Origin of the sequence: Mycobacterium sp. NBC_00419, assembly GCF_036023875.1 — a bacterium.
In the GTDB taxonomy this organism is placed as follows: domain Bacteria; phylum Actinomycetota; class Actinomycetes; order Mycobacteriales; family Mycobacteriaceae; genus Mycobacterium.
Map to the genome: position 1 here is coordinate 4,089,851 of NZ_CP107931.1, position 18,586 is coordinate 4,108,436.

The 18,586-nt window shown below is 67.8% G+C and carries 21 protein-coding genes; 6 read left to right on the forward strand and 15 right to left on the reverse strand.

The window, feature by feature from the left end; genetic code table 11:
* Nucleotides 1-8: 8 nt before the first annotated feature.
* Nucleotides 9-194, reverse strand: a complete 186-nt coding sequence (locus OG976_RS19505) for a Rho termination factor N-terminal domain-containing protein (RefSeq protein ID WP_328352316.1) — start codon at nt 192-194, stop codon at nt 9-11.
* Between the two features lie 217 nt (nt 195-411).
* Here OG976_RS19505 and OG976_RS19510 point away from each other — a divergent pair, with 217 nt between their 5' ends.
* From OG976_RS19510 to OG976_RS19525, 4 genes are all read left to right on the forward strand, one after another.
* A complete protein-coding gene (locus OG976_RS19510; RefSeq protein WP_328363780.1) occupies nt 412-1,902 on the forward strand; it encodes an FAD-dependent oxidoreductase in 1,491 nt (496 codons plus the stop codon).
* Nucleotides 1,903-1,968: 66 nt separating this feature from the next.
* Entirely contained in the window at nt 1,969-3,186 is a 1,218-nt protein-coding gene (locus tag OG976_RS19515) for a glycosyltransferase (protein WP_328352319.1), read from the forward strand.
* 146 nt (nt 3,187-3,332) lie between these two features.
* Entirely contained in the window at nt 3,333-3,770 is a 438-nt protein-coding gene (locus OG976_RS19520; protein WP_328363782.1) for an ATP-binding protein, read from the forward strand.
* A gap of 62 nt (nt 3,771-3,832) precedes the next feature.
* Nucleotides 3,833-4,558 carry an RNA polymerase sigma factor SigF gene (locus OG976_RS19525; protein ID WP_442930549.1) on the forward strand — a complete coding sequence of 242 codons (726 nt, stop codon included), beginning with the start codon at nt 3,833-3,835 and terminating at the stop codon, nt 4,556-4,558.
* Here the strand turns inward: OG976_RS19525 and OG976_RS19530 are convergent.
* The 5 genes from OG976_RS19530 to OG976_RS19550 all read right to left on the reverse strand — a co-directional run bounded on the left by OG976_RS19530 (nt 4,529) and on the right by OG976_RS19550 (nt 9,087).
* Nucleotides 4,529-4,969: an STAS domain-containing protein gene (locus OG976_RS19530; protein WP_328352324.1), complete on the reverse strand. Its 441-nt coding sequence runs from the start codon at nt 4,967-4,969 to the stop codon at nt 4,529-4,531. The genes OG976_RS19525 and OG976_RS19530 overlap by 30 nt on opposite strands.
* 219 nt (nt 4,970-5,188) lie before the next feature.
* Nucleotides 5,189-6,355, reverse strand: a complete 1,167-nt coding sequence (gene hpxO / locus OG976_RS19535) for an FAD-dependent urate hydroxylase HpxO (RefSeq protein WP_328352327.1) — start codon at nt 6,353-6,355, stop codon at nt 5,189-5,191.
* Nucleotides 6,356-6,357: 2 nt separating this feature from the next.
* Nucleotides 6,358-6,678, reverse strand: a complete 321-nt coding sequence (gene uraH, locus OG976_RS19540; RefSeq protein ID WP_328352329.1) for a hydroxyisourate hydrolase — start codon at nt 6,676-6,678, stop codon at nt 6,358-6,360.
* 4 nt (nt 6,679-6,682) lie between these two features.
* Nucleotides 6,683-7,192 (reverse strand): 2-oxo-4-hydroxy-4-carboxy-5-ureidoimidazoline decarboxylase, encoded by a 510-nt coding sequence (uraD, locus tag OG976_RS19545; protein ID WP_328352332.1) that lies wholly within the window; start codon nt 7,190-7,192, stop codon nt 6,683-6,685.
* The gene (locus tag OG976_RS19550) at nt 7,189-9,087 is read right to left on the reverse strand and encodes a solute carrier family 23 protein (RefSeq protein ID WP_328352335.1); all 1,899 of its coding nucleotides are present in this window, start codon (nt 9,085-9,087) and stop codon (nt 7,189-7,191) included. The genes uraD and OG976_RS19550 overlap by 4 nt, the downstream gene beginning before the upstream one ends.
* 33 nt (nt 9,088-9,120) lie before the next feature.
* Here OG976_RS19550 and OG976_RS19555 point away from each other — a divergent pair, with 33 nt between their 5' ends.
* Entirely contained in the window at nt 9,121-9,678 is a 558-nt protein-coding gene (locus OG976_RS19555) for a nucleotidyltransferase family protein (RefSeq protein ID WP_328352340.1), read from the forward strand.
* Here the strand turns inward: OG976_RS19555 and OG976_RS19560 are convergent.
* Entirely contained in the window at nt 9,675-9,992 is a 318-nt protein-coding gene (locus OG976_RS19560) for a hypothetical protein (protein WP_328352343.1), read from the reverse strand. The two genes, OG976_RS19555 and OG976_RS19560, sit on opposite strands and share 4 nt — an antisense overlap.
* Before the next feature lies 1 nt (nt 9,993).
* Nucleotides 9,994-10,344 (reverse strand): DUF1707 SHOCT-like domain-containing protein, encoded by a 351-nt coding sequence (locus OG976_RS19565; protein ID WP_328352345.1) that lies wholly within the window; start codon nt 10,342-10,344, stop codon nt 9,994-9,996.
* A 17-nt stretch (nt 10,345-10,361) separates the two neighbouring features.
* Between OG976_RS19565 and OG976_RS19570 the strand changes: the two genes are divergently transcribed.
* On the forward strand, nt 10,362-11,102 hold the full coding sequence (locus OG976_RS19570) for an SDR family oxidoreductase (protein WP_328352347.1): 741 nt from the start codon (nt 10,362-10,364) through the stop codon (nt 11,100-11,102).
* On the opposite strand, the gene OG976_RS19575 is transcribed toward OG976_RS19570, so the two are convergent.
* The 7 genes from OG976_RS19575 to OG976_RS19605 all read right to left on the reverse strand — a co-directional run bounded on the left by OG976_RS19575 (nt 11,068) and on the right by OG976_RS19605 (nt 18,525).
* Entirely contained in the window at nt 11,068-12,552 is a 1,485-nt protein-coding gene (locus OG976_RS19575; protein WP_442930362.1) for a sugar transferase, read from the reverse strand. The two genes, OG976_RS19570 and OG976_RS19575, sit on opposite strands and share 35 nt — an antisense overlap.
* 96 nt (nt 12,553-12,648) lie before the next feature.
* Nucleotides 12,649-14,436, reverse strand: a complete 1,788-nt coding sequence (locus OG976_RS19580; protein ID WP_328352352.1) for an acetyl/propionyl/methylcrotonyl-CoA carboxylase subunit alpha — start codon at nt 14,434-14,436, stop codon at nt 12,649-12,651.
* A 114-nt stretch (nt 14,437-14,550) separates the two neighbouring features.
* Nucleotides 14,551-14,970: a SufE family protein gene (locus OG976_RS19585; RefSeq protein WP_328352355.1), complete on the reverse strand. Its 420-nt coding sequence runs from the start codon at nt 14,968-14,970 to the stop codon at nt 14,551-14,553.
* Nucleotides 14,967-15,863, reverse strand: coding sequence for a sulfurtransferase (locus OG976_RS19590; RefSeq protein WP_328352358.1), 897 nt, complete (start codon nt 15,861-15,863; stop codon nt 14,967-14,969). The genes OG976_RS19585 and OG976_RS19590 overlap by 4 nt, the downstream gene beginning before the upstream one ends.
* Before the next feature lie 20 nt (nt 15,864-15,883).
* Nucleotides 15,884-16,525: a Maf family protein gene (locus tag OG976_RS19595; protein WP_328352361.1), complete on the reverse strand. Its 642-nt coding sequence runs from the start codon at nt 16,523-16,525 to the stop codon at nt 15,884-15,886.
* Nucleotides 16,526-16,553: 28 nt separating this feature from the next.
* The gene (locus OG976_RS19600; RefSeq protein WP_328352364.1) at nt 16,554-16,829 is read right to left on the reverse strand and encodes an acyl-CoA carboxylase subunit epsilon; all 276 of its coding nucleotides are present in this window, start codon (nt 16,827-16,829) and stop codon (nt 16,554-16,556) included.
* Between the two features lie 67 nt (nt 16,830-16,896).
* Nucleotides 16,897-18,525 carry an acyl-CoA carboxylase subunit beta gene (locus tag OG976_RS19605; RefSeq protein WP_328352367.1) on the reverse strand — a complete coding sequence of 543 codons (1,629 nt, stop codon included), beginning with the start codon at nt 18,523-18,525 and terminating at the stop codon, nt 16,897-16,899.
* Nucleotides 18,526-18,586: the final 61 nt, after the last annotated feature.

Below are 18,586 nucleotides of genomic sequence, written 5' to 3' on the forward strand. Positions count from 1 at the left end.
CCTTCGGATCAGTAACTACGGATCAATGCGATCAGGTTTTCCTTGCTGAGCCCGGAATACCCCGAGATTCCGAGTTGCTTCGCCCTCTTTTTGAGCTCGGCGACGGTCCAGCCCTCGTAGGCGCATGACCGACTGGGGCGAAAGAAACGGATGTCATCGACACCCGTCCTGTCCGCGGTAGCGACGTTCGACATCTCCTACCCCCTTTGCTGAGGATTGCGATTTACCTCCGCAAAGGCCTGTACCCACCGGGGTGCAGGGGTCAAACATCACCTGACGGGCGGAGTTCGCCGGAGTCGAGATCCTCCATGACCAGGCATTGTTCGTGGCCGTCCGATTCGTTGCTCACCGTCTGGCCGCTTGGCGTCGGCGACGGGTTTCGATGACCACGACGCGGGTATCGCGGTGGCCATGACGTCATTGTGGCTCGACCGCGCCCAAGATCACCGAACCGATACCGCCCACGCACCCAACGCTGAGGTGGCCGTTGTCGGTGCCGGAATCACCGGCCTGGTGACTGCCGTCCTGCTGGCGCGCGCAGGCAAGCGGGTGGTCGTCATCGAGGCGCGCACCCCCGGCGCGGTCACCACGGGCAACACCACCGCCAAAGTCAGCCTTCTGCAGGGCACCAGGCTCTCCACGATCGGACGTCGCCACTCGGTCGATCTGGTGAGCGAGTACGTCGAGGGCAACCGGGAAGGGCAGGCCTGGCTGACGCAATACTGCCAGGACAACGGTGTGGACCTGCAATACGAGGATGCCTACACCTACGCCCAGTCCGATCGCGGATTGCCCTCGGCACAAGCCGAATTCGAGGCTGCCCGGGCGGTCGGCCTGGGCGTCGAATGGGTGGACCGCCTCGACGTCGCATTCCCGTTCGCCGGTGGTGTCCGGCTGGCCGGTCAGGTTCAGTTCGATCCGATGCCGTTCCTCGACGCTCTGATCGCGGAGCTGCGTGACCGCGGTGGCCCGCTGCTGACCGGTCGCCGGGTGCACGCGGCCTCCACCGAGGGAGGCCGGCTGCGCCTGGCGCTGCGCGCCGACGACGGCACCGAGCAGGTCGTCGCGGCCGACCAGTGCGTGCTTGCCACCGGCACGCCGATTCTGGATCGGGGTGCCTTCTTCGCCCGCCTGCATCCCGCCCGGTCCTACTGCGTGGCCTTCGAGGTTCCCGGTGGGGTGCCGCGCCCGATGATGCTGTCCACCGATGAGCCGAGCCGCTCGGTGCGTTACGCGCGCACCGCCGGTTCCGAGCGGCTCATCGTCGGCGGTGCCGGGCACACCGTCGGCCGCAAGACCAGCCCGCAGACCTCCTATGACGAGCTGGTCAGCTGGGCCAAGCGGTACTTCCCGGGAGCCGAACCGACCCACTACTGGTCGGCCCAGGACTACGTGGCCATCGACGAACTGCCCTATGTCGGGCCGCTCCTTCCCGGCAGCGACCACTTCTTCGTGGCCACCGGGTTCGCCAAGTGGGGGATGACCAACGGGGTGGCCGCCGCCATGCTGCTGTCCAAGCGAATCCTCGGTGGCGAGCCCGCCCGCTGGGGCAGGGCCTTCGACAGCTGGAGTGCTCACGAGCTCACCGGCCTGACGACGGCGATCAAGACCAACCTCGAGGTCGGCTGGCACCTGGCGTCGGGCTGGGTCGCGCCGATCGCCCGCCGCGACGGCCACCTGCGCGACGGAGCGGGGGTCGTCAGCGGGCCGCCCTGGCACATGGAAGCCCGCAGCGTCGTCGGCGGTGTCCAGCGCTGCGTCTCCCCGGTCTGCACCCACCTCGGTGGCGTGCTGTCCTGGAATGACGCCGAGAAGTCGTGGGACTGCCCGCTGCACGGATCGCGATTCGGCCCCGACGGCGCCGTCCTGGAGGGGCCCGCCAGCCGCGGTTTGTCGAGCTGAGCCGCGGGCGGCCTGTTTTAGCCACTGGTGCCCCGGGTACCACCGAAACATGGTGGAGGCGGCACGGTGAAGATTGCGATGATCTCTGCGCATGCCAGCCCGCTGGCCGCGGCCAGCGGATTCGACGCCGGTAGTCAGAGCATTCACGTGGCCGAGTTGTCGGCGGCCCTGGCTCGGCGCGGCCAGGATGTCACCGTCTACACCCGCCGCGACGACCCGGAGTTGCCGGACCGGGTTCGCACCCCGCAGGGTTTCACCGTCGCGCACGTGCCTGCCGGTCCGCCCAGGAAGATGGTTCGGGACACCACCTTTGAGTACATGAGTGACTTCGCCCGCTATCTGGACGCGCGATGGGCTGATGACCAGCCCGACGTCGCGCACTCCCATTTCTGGATGTCGGGCCTGGCCGGCCAACTGGCGGCCCGCAGCCGCGATGTGCTGACGGTGCAGACATTCCACACCCTCGGCGCGGTCGAGCGGCGCCATCACCCGATCGGTGACAGCGGGCCGGAAGCCCGGCTGAAGCTGGAACCCCTTGTCGCCAAGCAGTCCACGTGGGTGGCAGCAACCTGTACCGACGAGGTCTTCGAGCTGATCCACCTGGGGCGGTCGCGGACCCGCATCTCGGTGGTGCCGTGCGGGGTTGATCTCGACACCTTCACCACCGAAGGCCCGGCCGCCGCCCGGCAGGGCAATATTCACCGCATCATGGCGGTGGGAAGGCCCGCGCCGCGCAAGGGATTCGACACCATGATTGCGGCACTGCCGTCGATTCCAGACGCCGAGTACCTCATCGTCGGAGGTCCGCCGGCCGATCGCCTGGATACCGACCCGGAGGTGTCGCGGTTGCGGGCGCTCGCCGCCCGGCTCGGTGTCTCTGAGCGGGTGAAGTTCACCGGTGCGGTCCCTCACGAGGACATGCCTGCGCTCTTGCGGTCGGCCGATGTGCTGACATGCACCCCGTGGTTCGAGCCGTCGGGCATCGTGCCACTGGAGGCCATGGCGTGCGGTGTGCCCGTCGTCGCCTCCGCGGTGGGCGGCATGCTCGATACCGTTGTGCACGATGTGACGGGCCAACTCGTGGCTCCGCGCCGTCCGAGGGAGCTCGCCGAGGCGGTGTTGTTGGTGCTGCGCGACGGCTTCCTGCGCCGCAGCTTCGGGCTCGCCGGACGGGATCGCGCGTGCGCCCGCTACTCCTGGGACCGCATCGCTTCCGACACCGTGCGGCTGTATGACCAGCTGGTCAGCGTCCGGGGTCGGCGCGCCCAGGTACCCGCCGGCTAGAGCGCGCACATCGTGTCGTGGGTAACAATGTGGGCCTCCAGGTTTGACCTGAGTGGCCGGACGGGTACCAGACGCGCACCATGACGACACCGGACAGCTCAACCCTGGACTGGAGTAGTGTCGGGGCGACCGTGCCGGGAGGCCAGATGACGGATGGCGAACGACGAGTCAGCGCGCTGGATCGCAGCGCGAGCGCTGTCGAATTCCGGGTTTCCGCCCGACTGGAGAACCTCGCAGTTCTGCGCACTCTGGTCGGCGCGGTCGGAACCTTCGAAGACCTCGATTTCGACGCCGTCGCCGATCTGCGGCTGGCCGTCGACGAGGCCTGTACCCGGCTGATCCGGTCGGCCACCCCGGACGCCACCCTGGTCGTCGTGGTCGACCCGCGCGAGGACGTCGTCATGGTGGAGGCCTCCACCGAATGCGACACCTACGACGTCGTCACCCCCGGCAGCTTCAGCTGGCACGTGTTGAGCTCGCTGACCGACGACGTGCAGACGTTCCACAACGGTCACGAGCCCAACGGCGAGGGGCAGATCTTCGGTATCACCCTGACGACGAGGCGGGCAGGCTCAGTACGGTGAGCCCGCGATCGGCCAACAGTTCGTCCCCGCGGACGAACTCCGAGTACGCCGATGTCCCGGACATGTTCCGGGAATTGGCGACGCTGCCGCCGGACTCGGCGGAGTTCCAGCGTCATCGAGACAAGATCGTGCAGCGGTGCCTGCCGCTGGCCGACCACATCGCCCGCCGCTTCGACGGCCGAGGCGAACCCCGCGACGACCTGGTCCAGGTGGCGCGTGTGGGTCTGGTCAACGCCGTGATCCGGTTCGACTTCGAGACCGGATCGGACTTCGTGTCCTTCGCGGTGCCGACGATCATGGGCGAGGTCCGGCGTCACTTCCGCGACAACAGCTGGTCGGTGAAGGTTCCGCGCCGGCTCAAGGAGCTGCATCTGCGCCTCGGCGCGGCGACTTCCGAACTTTCCCAACGGCTGGGCCGCGCGCCGACCGCGAGCGAACTGGCCGCGGAACTCGAGATGGACCGCGAAGAGGTCATCGAAGGTCTGGTCGCGGGCAGTTCCTACAACACACTGTCGATCGACAGTGGCGGCAGCGGTAGCGACGAGGACGCGCCTGCGATCCTCGACACCCTCGGTGACGTGGACACCAGCCTGGACCAGATCGAGAACCGGGAAGCGCTGCGGCCCCTACTCGCAGCGCTTCCGGAACGCGAACGAACTGTGCTACTGCTTCGATTCTTCGAATCGCTGACCCAGACCCAGATCGCGGAGCGGGTCGGGATCTCGCAGATGCACGTCTCGCGGTTGCTGGCTAAATCGCTAGCTCGACTCCGCGACGAGTTGCAGTAACCGTCGCGGTTCGCCGTCGAGCAACGTGATCGCCTCGGGCACGGTGGCCGCGACCGGCAGAACGTTGTCGCGGTCGCAGACCCGCAGCAGCCTGGCTACCGCTTCACCCGACACCAGCGCCCACCGGGCCCCGGCGTGCGCACAGCGCACGTTGACCGTGTGCAGGGCTGAAAAGCCAGCCGTACCACAGAAATCCAGCGAGCTCATGTCCAGCACGAGCCGCACGCCTTCGTCGGCGCACTGCTCGACCTGGTTGGCGAACTCGGTCGCGTTGGACGCATCGAGCTCGCCGGTGACGGTGATGATGCCGACCGTCTCGTCGGGCCATTGGGTGGTGAAACGTGCGGTGTGGCAATCGACGATGTGTTGCGCAGCCGAACGTCGGGATCGATCTGTTCCTGTAACAGACATGGTGACTCCATCAGTCGAAGGATTCGTACTGTGGATCACGTCAAGGTGGCGAAGCCCGAAGTGCAGGGAGTTGATGCCTACCCCGCACGTCAATGACGTTGTTTCCGGGCGGCTGTTAACTCAACCTGTGGCCAACACTACTCTGCGGGGGCGTCAAAGGACAGTTGGTCAGAAAACTCTCATCGTTTTCATGTTCGGTTATTGACCTTCGGGCAAGCGCTACGGCAGCGGGGTCAGGGGGCCGCCCATGATGTTGCCGACGATGCCGCGAATGATGTTGCTGCCGTCCTCGTTTCGCAGCTCGTTATACCACTGGGCGGTCTTGTCGGGGTCCTTGGCATGGGTCAGGTCGCAGCGCTTGCGGGCCCGCAGCACCAGGTCGCCCGCCCGACCGCTGCGGGCCTGCTGGTAGGCGGCCAGGGCGGCGGACGCATCATCGGGGTGATCGCGCAGCGCCCACTGCAGCGCGATCGCGTCCTCCATCGCCGAGCAGCCACCCTGCCCGATATCGGGGGTGGTGTTGTGGGCGGCGTCGCCGAGCACGGCCACCCGTCCCTTGACCCAGGTGTGGAAGGGATCGAGGTCGAGGATCTCGACCCGGTTGGTGGTCATCGGGTCGAGGCGCTCGATCAGTGCCTGGACACCCGGGGCCCAGCCGGCGAACTGCCGGCGCAGCACGTCTCGGGCCGTGGCGCGGTCGTACTCCAGCCCCGCCGGCTCGAGTGAATCGAAGAAGAAGTAGAACCGATTGTCGGCCACCGGCATCACCGAAACACGTTTTCCCGCACCGACATAGGTGGTCCATCTGTTGGCGGGACCGATCCGCTCGTCGACCTCGACCAGGCCGTTGTAGTTGACGTAGCCGGCGTACCGGCGGGTCACCGGGTAGCCGAGTACATACTCGCGGGTGATCGAGCCGGCACCGTCGGCGCCGATGATGACATCGGCGGTCACCGTCGTCCCGTCGTCGAACGTGGCCGTCGCGTGGTCCCCGCCGTCGTGCACCTCGAGCATCTTCATGCCGAAGTGGATTGCATCGAGGCCGTAGGCCTGCATCAGCATCAGTTGGAGTTCGGCGCGTGCGATCGGGTAGGGGCGCTGGCCGACCTCGTCGATGAGGGGCGCCATCCCGAACAGGCACAGGGTTTCCCCGGAGAAGGCGTCGAGGTAGCTCATCTCCTCGACGATGCCGCCGAGTTGGGCCGTCTGGTGTTCCAGGCCCAGATAGTTCAGGCATTTCACCCCGTTGGACCACACCGAGATCGCCGCACCCACCGGCTTGTTCTCGGTGACCCGCTCGTAGACCTCGGTGTCGATCCCGATCTGGCGCAGCGCGATGGCGGCGCTCATACCGCCCATCCCCGCGCCGATGATCACGACCTTCACGCTCAGCTCCCTCGGTAGGTGGAGTACGAGTACGGCGCCAGCAGCAGCGGCACGTGGTATTTGCCTGCCGCGTCGGTGATCTCGAAGGTGATGACGACCTCCGGGTAGAACGTGGTCACACCCTGGCGGGCGAAGTAGGCGCCGGTGTCGAAATGGAGCCGGTGCGCACCGGTCGGCACGTCACCGCCGAGCCCCGAGATCCGGCCGTCGGCATCGGTGAGCTCGGTCAGCATGCTGCTGCCGCCACCGGTGAGAGTGACGGTGACCCCGGCGGCGGGCCTGCCGGTGGTGGAGTCCAGGACATGGGTGCTCAGGTGTGCCATGTGCTCAAGCCTGCCCCATGAGCGGCTCGCTCAGCAGCCGTTGCAGCCGAAGGCGGTTGATCTTGGCCAGTTCGTAGCGCATCACCCGCCGCTCGGTGTCGGGGTCGTTGCCCAGCCGCTCGGTCAGGATGGCCAGCAATTCCTCGGCGGAGCGCCCGCTGGCACACACCAGGTAGACGTAGCCGAAGGTGTCTTCGTACTGCCTGTTGCGCTCCGCCAGTTCGGCTTTCACGGCTGTATCGGCACCGGTCACGCCGGCCTGCTCGCGCTGCGACGACGGGTTGTCGGCCCGCTCGCCGATGCGGGGGTGGCCGTCGAGGGCGGCGTCGAGTTCGGCGTCGGGAAGTTCGGCCAGGACCCGGTCGGCGCGGTCCAGCAGCGCCTCGACGTCGGCGAACGGCCCGCCGGCGAGCACCCGCCGGGCCCAGATCGGCGACGAGCACACCTCGAACAGCGCATGCATCCGCTGGCGGTCGGACAGCCGGTTGAAACCGTCGAGACCGAGGGCTCTCACGTCAGCTCGTCGAGCCGGGTGAACCGTGCCGCCGCGATCGGGTTGGCATCGGCCACCAATTCGCTGAACCGGTAGTTCGCGATCTTGGCGATCTCGATGAGCGCGAACGCCTTCTCCGCGCTGGCCGAGTTGTCCATCCGCGACCAGCCGTTGCGCAACACGTTCTCGAACGGCTTGGTCTCGCGGGCACAGATCACCAGCGGGAAGCCAAAGTGCTCGCGGTAGGCGCCGGCTAACTCCACCAGGTCATTGTGGTCCTGTTCGCCGAGGCTGCTCAGCGCGACGTGGTCGACGGCCAGCACATGGCCGTTCTCGTCTTCGGCGCCCAGGTCGGGGAAGGCGTTGATGAGCTCGAGTTGCTGTTCGGTGGAGCCGGTCAGCAGCGCGTCCTGGAACGCCTCCCGGAGTTCCCGGGTGTCGGCGAACGGGCGCTGCTGGAACGCACGGCCCACCGCCCACGGCACGTCCTGCACCACATGGCCGAACACCTCGGTGAACCGCTGCTCGGTCATGGCGTTGACCTCGTCGAGGGTGATGGTGCCGCCGCCGGCCACCCGCGGCCCGCGGCTGCCGGTGTGGAAGAACACGATGTTGAGCAGGATCGCGGCGATCGCGCCGGCGCTGATGCCGCTGCCGAACAACAGGTCCGCGCCCTTGGGCATGGCCTTGGCGACGTCGGGGTAGCTGGTGACCCACAAGGCCAGGGCCAGGCTGGTGGTCACGATGATCAGGTTGCGATGGTCGGTGAAGTCGACCTTGCCGAGGGTCTGGATGCCGACGACGGCCACGGTGGCGAACAGCGTCAGCGCCGCCCCGCCCAGGACCGGCTGGGGGATCGACGACACGACGGCGGCCACCTTGGGCAGGAAGCCGAGCAGGATCATGATGGCGCCGGCCGCGGCCACCACCCAGCGGCTCTTGACCCCGGTCAGCCGGACCAGGCCGACATTCTCGGAGAACGCGGTGTAGGGAAACGAGTTGAAGACACCGCCGATGACGGTGGCCAGACCGTCGGCGCGCAGCACGTTGCCGATGTCGTCGGCCTTGACCCGCTTGCCGACGATCTCACCGGTGGCGATGGTGCTGCCGGTGGACTCCACGGCGGTGATCAACAGCACGATGATCATCGTGATACAGGCGGCGACGTCGAATTTGGGCAGACCAAACAGGAACGGCTGAGTGAAGCCGATCAGATCGGCGCGGCCGACCTTGTCAAAGTTCATGTCTCCCAAAGCAAATGCCACCACACAGCCGATCACCAGACCCAACAGCACCGCGATGGTGGCCAGGAAGCCGCGGAAGATCCGCTGGATCGCCACGATCACCGCGATCGTGCCGACCGCGTAGAGCAGCCAGCGGATGTTGGAGGCGTCGATCTCCCCGGTGTGCGGGTTGGTGACGGCGTCGTGTGCACCGACAGGCACCAGGCACAACCCGATGATGGTGATCAGGGTGCCGGTCACCACCGGCGGGAAGAAGCGCAGCAGCTTGATGAAGATCGGTGCGATCAGGAACGTGAAGACACCGGCGACGATCACCGCGCCGTAGACGTAGAGCAGGCTGGACGCACCGCCGCCGTGGGCCAGTCCGATCGCGATGATCGGCGAGACCCCGGCGAAGGTGACTCCCTGCAGCAGCGGCAGCCGCACCCCGACCCGCCAGAACCCGACCGATTGGATGATCGAGGCGATGCCGCAGGTGAATAGGTCGGCGGTGATCAGCTTGACGAGTTCGTCGGCGGGCAGCTTGATCGCGCTGGCGATCAGGATGGGCACCAGGACGGCACCGGCGTAGAACGCCACCACATGCTGGAAGCCGTAGGTGGCCAGCTTCGGCAGAGGCAGGACCTCGTCGACCGGGTGGACCCTCTTGGTGAGCCTCGTCGGGGCGGACATGGGACAAGAATCCCGCCAGTTCACACTATTCGCATGTCGAAGCGCGACGACTCCGGCGGCGAGGCCGCCGGCATACTGCTGGCGGCCGGTGCCGGAGTCCGCTATGGCATGCCCAAAGTGCTTGCTGCACAGGGGCAGTGGCTGGCGTCCGCGGTGGCGGCACTGTCGGCGGGCGGCTGCGGCGACGTGATCGTGGTGCTGGGTGCCGCGGTCGTGGAGGTGCCAGCGCCGGCCCGCGCGGTGCTCGCCGAGCACTGGCAGCGTGGGATGGGGGCCTCACTGCGGGCCGGTCTGGACGCGGCCGGGAATGCCGGTTACGCGGTGGTGCTCACCGTCGACACCCCCGACATCGGCGCCGACGTGATCACGCGGGTGCTGGCGGCAGCGCGTGGATCGGCAGCCGGAATCGCCAGGGCCGTCTACGAGGGCAGGCCCGGCCACCCGGTGGTGATCTCGCGACGGCACTGGCCGGCCCTACTGGCGACCCTGGGCGGCGACGAGGGGGCACGGCGGTTCCTGTCCGCACGCACCGACGTGGTGGCCGTCGACTGTGCGGATCTGGCCACCGGCGCCGATATCGACGAGCCCTAGATGCCGAAGGCGGCCGCGAATCTGCGTACCGCGTCGGCGGCCACCGCGGCGGCGTTGTCGTGGCCGGGGCGCGCCCTGGTGCTCACCGCACCGTTGCGCGGATCGAGTCTGACCTCGGCGAGCAGTTCACCGGTCGATGGTTCACAGACCGCCCAGGAGTATCCGGTGTCGGATGCCCACGCGGCCAGACTCGCCTCGACGTAGTCGGGTCCGGTCTCGCCGAGCTGGGCCAGGGCATACCGGTCGTCGATGCGTTCGTCGGCGCGCAGCGCTCGCAAATACCATGCGCCGGAATTGATTTCGACGGGCTCCACCTCAGCGGCGAGATCCGTAGAGCAGCGCGCCGACCACCGGCATCGCCAGCCAGGCCAGCCAGCCGTGCGGGACCAGCATCGTGAACGCCAACGCGACCAACGGGATCAGTGCCATCACGATGGCCCGCCAGTCTCGGCTGTGCTCGGGGCTCGGCGCGATCGCCGGTTTGGCGGGCAGGTCAGCGAAGACCGGCTCGAGGTCGGCCCGGGTGAGCGCGGCGCTCACCGTCGCGCAGCGTTCGGAGAACTCGTCCGGCGTCAGGCGCCCCTCGGAGAACTGTCTGCTCAGCAGTTGCATGGCGTCTTCACGTTCGGCCGTGCCGATCCGCACCTGTTCTGATTCCTCGCCCACGGGGTACATCATGCTCTATGAGAATCGCCATTTTCGGTGCCAGCGGGCAGATCGGCCGCGGAGTATGCGAGCTCCTGATCGCTGAGGGCCATGACGTGGTCCGGGCATCCCGCGACAGCGGCGTCGACGTGCTGACGGGCCAGGGTGTCGCCGACGCCCTGGTGGACGCGCACGTGCTCGTCGACGTGCTCAACTCGCCGTCGTTCGACGACGAGCCGGTGATGGAGTTCTTCAGCACCTCCACCCGCACCCTCGTCGACGCCGCCAGAACGGCCGGGGTGGCGCACTACGTCGCCCTGTCGATCGTCGGCGACACCCGCCTGCCCGACAGCGGGTACATGCGGGCCAAGGTCGCCCAGGAGACGCTGATCGAGTCCTCGGGCCTGCCGTACACGATCGTGCGGGCCACCCAGTTCATCGAGTTCGCCGACGCCATCGTCGCGAGCCTGACCGAGGGTGACGTCGTGCGGGTGCCGCAGGCCCGCATCCAGCCGATCGCCGCCGCGGAGGTGGTCGCCCACGTGGCCCGTGCGGCGGTCGGGTCGCCGGCAGGCGTCGTCGAGATCGGGGGACCGGAGACGATCACCTTCGCCGACCTGGCCCGCACCGTGCTGGCGCGCAACGGCGAACACCGCGACATCGTGATCGACCCGGCCGCCACCTACTTCGGCGACACGGTCGACGACGACAGCCTCGTCACCGGCCCGGGGGCCGCGCTGGGGGTCACTCGCTTCGGCGAAGGACCGCCAGGACGGTGAGGGCAAGGATTTTGACGTCGAGGGCCAGCGACCAGTTCTCGATGTAGAAGTTGTCCCACTCGGCGCGGTCGGTGATCGAGGTCTGCCCACGAAGGCCGTGCACCTGCGCCCAGCCCGTCATCCCGGCCTTGACTCGGTGCCGTTCGCCGTAGCGCCGGATCTGGGCTTCGAAGACCTCGACGTATTCCGGCCGCTCGGGTCGCGGCCCGACGAGGCTCATCTCGCCCTTGACCACGTTGATCAGCTGGGGAAGTTCGTCGAGCGACGTCGACCGCATGATCCGGCCGATCCGGGTCCGGCGGTCCACCCCCTCGACACCGCCGGGCGCGGTTCCGCTGCCCAGCTCGAACCCGCCGTCGGCGGCGTCGGGCAGCCGCATCGTGCGGAACTTCAGGCAGTCGAAGACCCGCCCGTCACGTCCAACTCTGGGCTGGCGGAAGAAGATCGGGCCGGGGGAGCTCAGCCGGACCAGAGCCATCAGGGTCAGGAACAGCGGCGAGATCAGCACCAAACCGACTGTGCCGCAGACCTGGTCGAAGACGTGTTTGACGGTGAACTGCCACCCGCGCGGATCCGTCCGCGGCAGCGACAGCAGCGGCAGGCCGCCCACATGCTCGACGGTCGACCGCTCCCCGATGACGTCGAACATCCGGGGAACCACCCACACCCTGGATCCGGTTGCGTGGGCAAGCCGAACGACGCGGGCGAGCAGCTCGTCCTGCGTGCGGGAGAACGCGATGACGATCGCCTCGGCGCCGGTGTCGAGGATCGCTTGTTCGATTGTTTCCGGCGCACCGATCCGCCGGACGCCGGCAACGGGCTCGTTGTGGTCGGGATGCCAGGGCGAGTCGGTGTCGAGTAGTCCGATCGGATCCAGGCCGTGTTCCGGCGCGGCGAGCAGCCGCTCGATGATCTGATGGGCCACGATGCCGTTGCCGACGATCAGGGTCGGGGACAGCAGGTGCCTGCGCAGTCGCAGGCGTCGTTGGACGGTGGCCCGAATCAGGCGGCCCGTCAAGATCATCGCGGTTGCGCAGATCCAGGCCCGCAGCACGAACTGCTCGGGGTTCTCGGGCACGTGAGCCAGGATGAGACCGCTCAGCAGCACCATCGACGCCAGTGCCACCGTCGCGACGACGGGGCCGACCTCGTGGATGAATCGTCGGTTGAGCCGGCGCCGGTAGATTCCCCGCGTCGCCATGACAGCGATGGTGGCCGGGACGAACAGGGCCAGCATCCAGGTGGGGGGCAGCTGTGCGCCCACCGCCACCGTCCACCAGATGACAAGCGCCAGTGCGACGGTCGCCGACACCACGTCGATGCCGATCGTGACGGCGGTGCTCAGCGGATCCTGACGGATCAGCGCAGCAAATGATCTCCGGTCGGGCCGGGCAGAGTGCACCGGGGCAGGCGTCGTTGGCTCAAATGACCGAGTCGACCTCGCCACCATGCCCGCTCACCCCCCGGATTGCCTCCTACCGAGGTCAGCGTAGCGGTAACGGACCCGAACTGCCCCCGCGAACGACGGCAAAGATTCGTGCCGCGCCTACTTGATCTCGCAGAGCACCGTGCCCTGAGTGATCGCCGCACCGGCCTCAGCCGACAGCCCGGTGATGACGCCGTCCTTGTGCGCGGTCACCGGGTTCTCCATCTTCATCGCCTCGAGCACCGCGACCAGATCGCCAGTAGCCACCGTCTGGCCCTCTTCGACGGCCACCTTGACGACGGTGCCCTGCATCGGTGCGGTCACCGCGTCACCGGACGCGGCGGCACCACCGTGGGCACCGCGCTTGCGGGCCTTCGGCTTCTTGCGGACCACACCAGACTCGGCCGGTCCGCCACCGTTGCCGAGCGCGAGATCCCCGGGCAGCGAGACCTCGACACGACGGCCGCCGACCTCGACGATGACCTTCTGGCGCGGCTGGGCCTCTTCCTCGTCGACCGGGCCACCGCCGGTGAACGGCTCGACGGTGTTGTCCCACTCGGTCTCGATCCAGCGGGTGTGCACGGTGAAGCCGCTGTCGTCACCGATGAACGCGGGGTCGCTGACGACGGCGCGGTGGAACGGGATGACAGTGGCCAGGCCTTCGACGGTGAACTCGTCGAGAGCCCGGCGGGCACGCTGCAGGGCCTGCTGGCGGTTGGCGCCGGTGACGATCAGCTTGGCCAGCATCGAGTCGAACTGGCCGCCGATCACCGAACCGGTCTCCACGCCCGAGTCCAGCCGGACGCCGGGACCCGTCGGCGGCTCGAACTTGTTAACCGGACCGGGTGCGGGCAGGAAGCCGCGGCCGGCGTCCTCGCCGTTGATCCGGAACTCGATGGAATGGCCGCGCGGAGTCGGGTCCTCGGTGATGGCCAGAGCCTCGCCGTTGGCGATGCGGAACTGCTCGAGCACCAGGTCGATGCCGGAGGTCTCCTCGGTGACGGGGTGCTCCACCTGCAGACGGGTGTTCACCTCCAGGAAGGAGATCAGGCCGTCCTGGCCGACCAGGTACTCGACGGTGCCCGCGCCGTAGTAGTTCGCTTCCTTGCAGATGCGCTTGGCCGACTCGTGGATCTCCTTGCGCTGCGCGTCGGTGAGGAACGGTGCCGGCGCTTCTTCCACGAGCTTCTGGAAGCGGCGCTGCAGCGAGCAGTCGCGGGTTCCGGCGACGACGACGTTGCCGTGCTGGTCGGCGATCACCTGGGCCTCGACGTGGCGCGGCTTGTCCAGGTAGCGCTCGACGAAGCACTCACCGCGTCCGAACGCGGAGATGGCCTCGCGGGTGGCCGAGTCGAACAGCTCGGGGATCTCCTCCAGGGTGCGGGCCACCTTCATGCCGCGACCGCCACCGCCGAAGGCGGCCTTGATCGCGATCGGCACGCCGTACTCCTTGGCGAAGGCCACCACCTCGTCGGCGTCCTTCACCGGATCGGGGGTGCCGGGCACCAGCGGCGCCTGGGCGCGGGCGGCGATGTGGCGGGCGGTGACCTTGTCACCCAGGTCCCGGATGGACTGCGGGCTCGGGCCGATCCAGATCAGCCCGGCGTCGATGACGGCCTGGGCGAAGTCGGCGTTCTCCGACAGGAAGCCGTAGCCCGGGTGCACGGCGTTGGCGCCGGACTTGGCGGCCGCGTCGAGGAGCTTTGCGAAGTCGAGGTAGGACTCGGCCGAGGTCTGCCCGCCCAGCGCGAACGCCTCGTCGGCCAGCCGCACGTGCGGCGCGTCGGCGTCGGGCTCGGCGTAGACGGCAACGCTGGCCAGACCCGCATCTCTGGCCGCCCGGATCACGCGGACCGCGATCTCACCACGGTTGGCGACGAGGACCTTCGAGATGGTCTGATTGGGCACTGCGCCTCCTGGGTTTCCCGACTCTAAGAACGATCTTTAAAAACAGGTTCGCACGGCAGTGTAAGCGGCGCCTAATCGACCGGGACCAGCCGGTGCCCCTACTAATGAGTAAGTTCAGCCGGCGTCGCGCAGACGGCGCTTGATCCGGGTCAGCATCGCCGACATTCCGCGCAGCCGAAGGGGACTGATCAACGCCGCCAGGCCCAGTTCGGCGTAGAAGTCGTCAGGCACCGCCAGGATGTCTGCTTTCGCCTGCCCGTCCAGCCCGGCGGCCAGGATCGAGGCGAAGCCGCGGGTCGTCGGAGCCTCCGCGGGGGCGCTGAAGAACAACCGGACGTGCTCGGCATCGGCGGCGTCGACATGCAGGAACAGCGGGGACTGGCATTCGGGCACCGGCTCCATCGCCGCCTCTTCCAGGGTGGGCGGCAGTGCTGGCAATTCATTGGCAAACTCCAGCAGCAAGGTGAGCTTGTCCTGGCCCTGCATCTCGGCGAACTCGGACACCACCTCGGCCAGGGGGGCCGGCATCGTCATGACGCGCCGGGAACCGTTCCCGGGTCTTCGCCGGCCACGATCGGCACCCGCACGGTGTTGCCCCACTCGGTCCAGGACCCGTCGTAGTTGCGCACCCCCGGGATCCCCAGCAGGTAGGTCAGCACGAACCAGGTGTGGCTGGAGCGCTCGCCGATTCGGCAGTAGGCGATGATGTCGTCGCCTGGCTTGACGAACGAGTAGACGTCCTCCAGGGCGGTCCGGCTGCGGAACCGGCCGCTGTCCTCGGCGGCCTTGGCCCACGGCACCGACACGGCGGTGGGGATGTGGCCGCCGCGCAGGGCGCCTTCCTCGGGATAGTCGGGCATGTGGGTGCGCTCCCCGGTGTACTCCTGCGGTGAGCGGACGTCTATCAGCGTCGAATGACCAAGGGAGGCCAGCACATCGTCCTTGTAGGCGCGGATGGCGGCATCGTTGCGCTCGACGACGGGGTAGCCGGTGGTGGCCTTGCTCGGCACGTCCAGCGTGGTGTCGCGGCCGTCGGAGATCCACAGATCGCGGCCGCCGTCGAGCAGTCGCACGTCTTGATGGCCGAACAGCGTGAAGACCCACAGTGCGTAGGCGGCCCACCAGTTGCTCTTGTCGCCGTAGATGACCACGGTGTCGTCGCGGGAGATGCCCTTGCGGTTCATCAACGCGGCGAACTGCTCACCGTCGATGTAGTCGCGCACGTTCGGATCGTTGAGGTCGGTGTGCCAGTCGATCTTGACCGCACCGGGGATGTGGCCGATGTCGTAGAGCAGAACGTCTTCGTCGGACTCCACGATCGCCAGGCCCTTGGAGCCGAGGTGAGCCGACAGCCAGTCGGCTGTGACCAGGCGCTCGGGGTGGGCGTAGTCCTTGAGGGCGGGGCTGGGATCTGCAGAAAGCGGCACGACGACGAGCCTACCGCCGATCAGCCGACCGGATTGGCGGCCCACAGCGCGCCGATCGACAGCCCGACGCCGTTGAACAGCTCGTGCGTGAGCGACAGCCCGATGCCCACCACGTTCGACGGGTCACCGTCCACGCCATCGACGAACCAGCCGCCCAGCCCGTCGAGGGTGAACGCGCCCGCGACGTTGAGCGGTTCGCCGCTGGCGATGTAGGCGGCCAGGTCGGTGTCACCGGGGGAGCTGAACCGCACCGTGGTGACCGCGGCCCGGGTCTGCAGGTGGGTGGTCGTGCCGTCGAGGATGCGGATCACGCAGTGCCCCGTGTAGAGATGGCCGTCTCGGCCGGCCATTGAATTCCATTGCTGCACAGCTTGTTCCGGTGTTCCCGGTTTACCCCGCAGCTGACCGTCGATGAACAGCATCGAATCACAGCCGATCACAACGCAATCCGCGGCGACCTCGTCGTCCAGTTCGTTGCGCACCGACTCCGCTTTGGCCTGAGCCAGCGCGTTGACCACGTCGGCGGGATCGGCGCCGCGACCGAGGCGCTCGACAATCGCGTCCTCGTCGACACCGGAGACGATGACCAGCGGATCGATCCCGGCGTTGCGCAACACCCGTAGGCGTCCCGAGGACGCCGAACCCAGAACGACCCGGGTCATGGCCGATGCTCTTCGCGCAAGCGGCTCATCACTTGCGCATGTGGGTCCGCCCCATCAGCGTCACCCGCTGCCAGCTCGTCACGGTGTAGCGCAGCTTGTCGACCGGGTGACCCCACAGGTTGACCTCCTGCGGCCCCGGCGCGGGATGCCCACCGCCGACACCGGCCAGAACGGTCACCAGGGCGGCGATCTCCTCATCGGTGGGGTTGCCCCGGTCGATGCGGATCTCGGGCACGCCCGGTTCCGGGTTGTCCAGCGTGATGTCGCGGGGGTCGCTGACCTCGGTGATGTCCTCGTGCTTCACAGCGCGGAGCCTTTCGTCAGCGTCACAGGGGGCCGGATCGTTCGCTCACTCGCTGCGCTCGTTCGACTCACAGCGGGATGTTCCCATGCTTCTTCGGCGGCACCTGGGCGATCTTGCGCTCCAGCAGGCGCAGCGCGGTCGCGATGTATCCGCGGGTGTGCGACGGGGGGATGACCGCGTCGACGTAGCCGCGCTCAGCGGCGACGTAGGGATTGACGAGGGTGTCCTCGTAGTCCTGCTGCAGTTCCAGGCGCAGCGCGTCGACGTCCTCGCCCTTGGCTGCGGCGTCCTTGAGCTGCGAGCGGTAGACGAACCCGACCGCGCCCGAGGCGCCCATCACGGCGATCTGAGCCGTCGGCCAGGCGACATTGACGTCGCAGCCCATGTCCTTGGAGCCCATCACGCAGTAGGCGCCACCGTAGGCCTTGCGGGTGATCACGGTGATCTTGGCGACGGTGGCCTCGCCGTAGGCGTAGAGCAGCTTGGCGCCGCGGCGGATGATGCCGTTGAACTCCTGCTCGGTGCCGGGCAGGAAGCCGGGCACGTCGACCAGCATCACGATCGGAATGTTGAAGCAGTCGCAGGTCCGCACGAAGCGGGCGGCCTTCTCCGAGGCGTTGATGTCCAGGCAGCCGGCGAACTGGGTGGGCTGGTTGGCCACGATGCCGACCGCGCGGCCGTCGACGCGACCGAAGCCGACGATGATGTTCTGCGCGTAACCGGCTTGCACCTCGAGGAACTCGTCGTCGTCGAGGATCCGGGTGATGACCTCGTGCATGTCGTACGGCTGGTTCGGCGAGTCCGGGATCAGCGTGTCGAGTTCGAGATCCTCGTCGGTCAGGCTGTCCTCGATCGCACCCGGGTGCGGCGGCGCGGGGTAGCGCGGCGGGTCGGCGTAGTTGTTGGGCGGCAGGTAGCTCAACAGGTCGCGGACGTAGTCGAGGGCGTCCTGCTCGCCGGAGGCGACGTAGTGCACCGTGCCCGACTTGGCCATGTGGGTATGGGCACCGCCCAGTTCCTCCATGGTGACGTCCTCACCGGTGACGGTCTTGATGACGTCGGGTCCGGTGATGAACATCTGGCTGGTCTGGTCGACCATGATGACGAAGTCGGTCAGCGCGGGGGAGTAGACGTGGCCACCGGCGGCGGCACCCATGATCAGCGAGATCTGCGGGATCACGCCGGAGGCCAGGATGTTGTTGCGGAAGATCTTGCTGTAGAGGCCCAGGGAGACCACACCCTCCTGGATGCGGGCGCCGGCGCCGTCATTGATGCCGATCAGCGGGCGGCCGGTCTTGAGGGCCAGCTCCTGCACCTTGACGATCTTCTCGCCGTAGACCTCGCCGAGGCTGCCGCCGAACACCGTGGCGTCCTGACTGAAGATGCAGACCTCGCGGCCGTCGATGGTGCCGTAGCCGGTCACCACGCCGTCGCCGACCGGGCGGTTCTCGGACAGGCCGAAGTTGGTGGAGCGGTGCCGGGCCAGGGCGTCGAGCTCGACGAACGAGCCCTCGTCCAGCAGGGCCAGGATGCGCTCGCGAGCGGTCAGCTTGCCCTTGGCGTGGACCTTCTCCACGGCGGTCTCACCCACCGGGTGGAGCGCTTCTTCGGCGCGCTTGCGGAGATCAGCCAGCTTGCCGGCCGTCGTGTGGATGTCGATCGTGTGCTCGGCCGCCGGTTCCTTAACGCTCGTCATGGGTGACGATGGTATCGGCAACCTTAAGGAGGCGCTAAGGGCGCCTGGCTGTCGTGTCGGT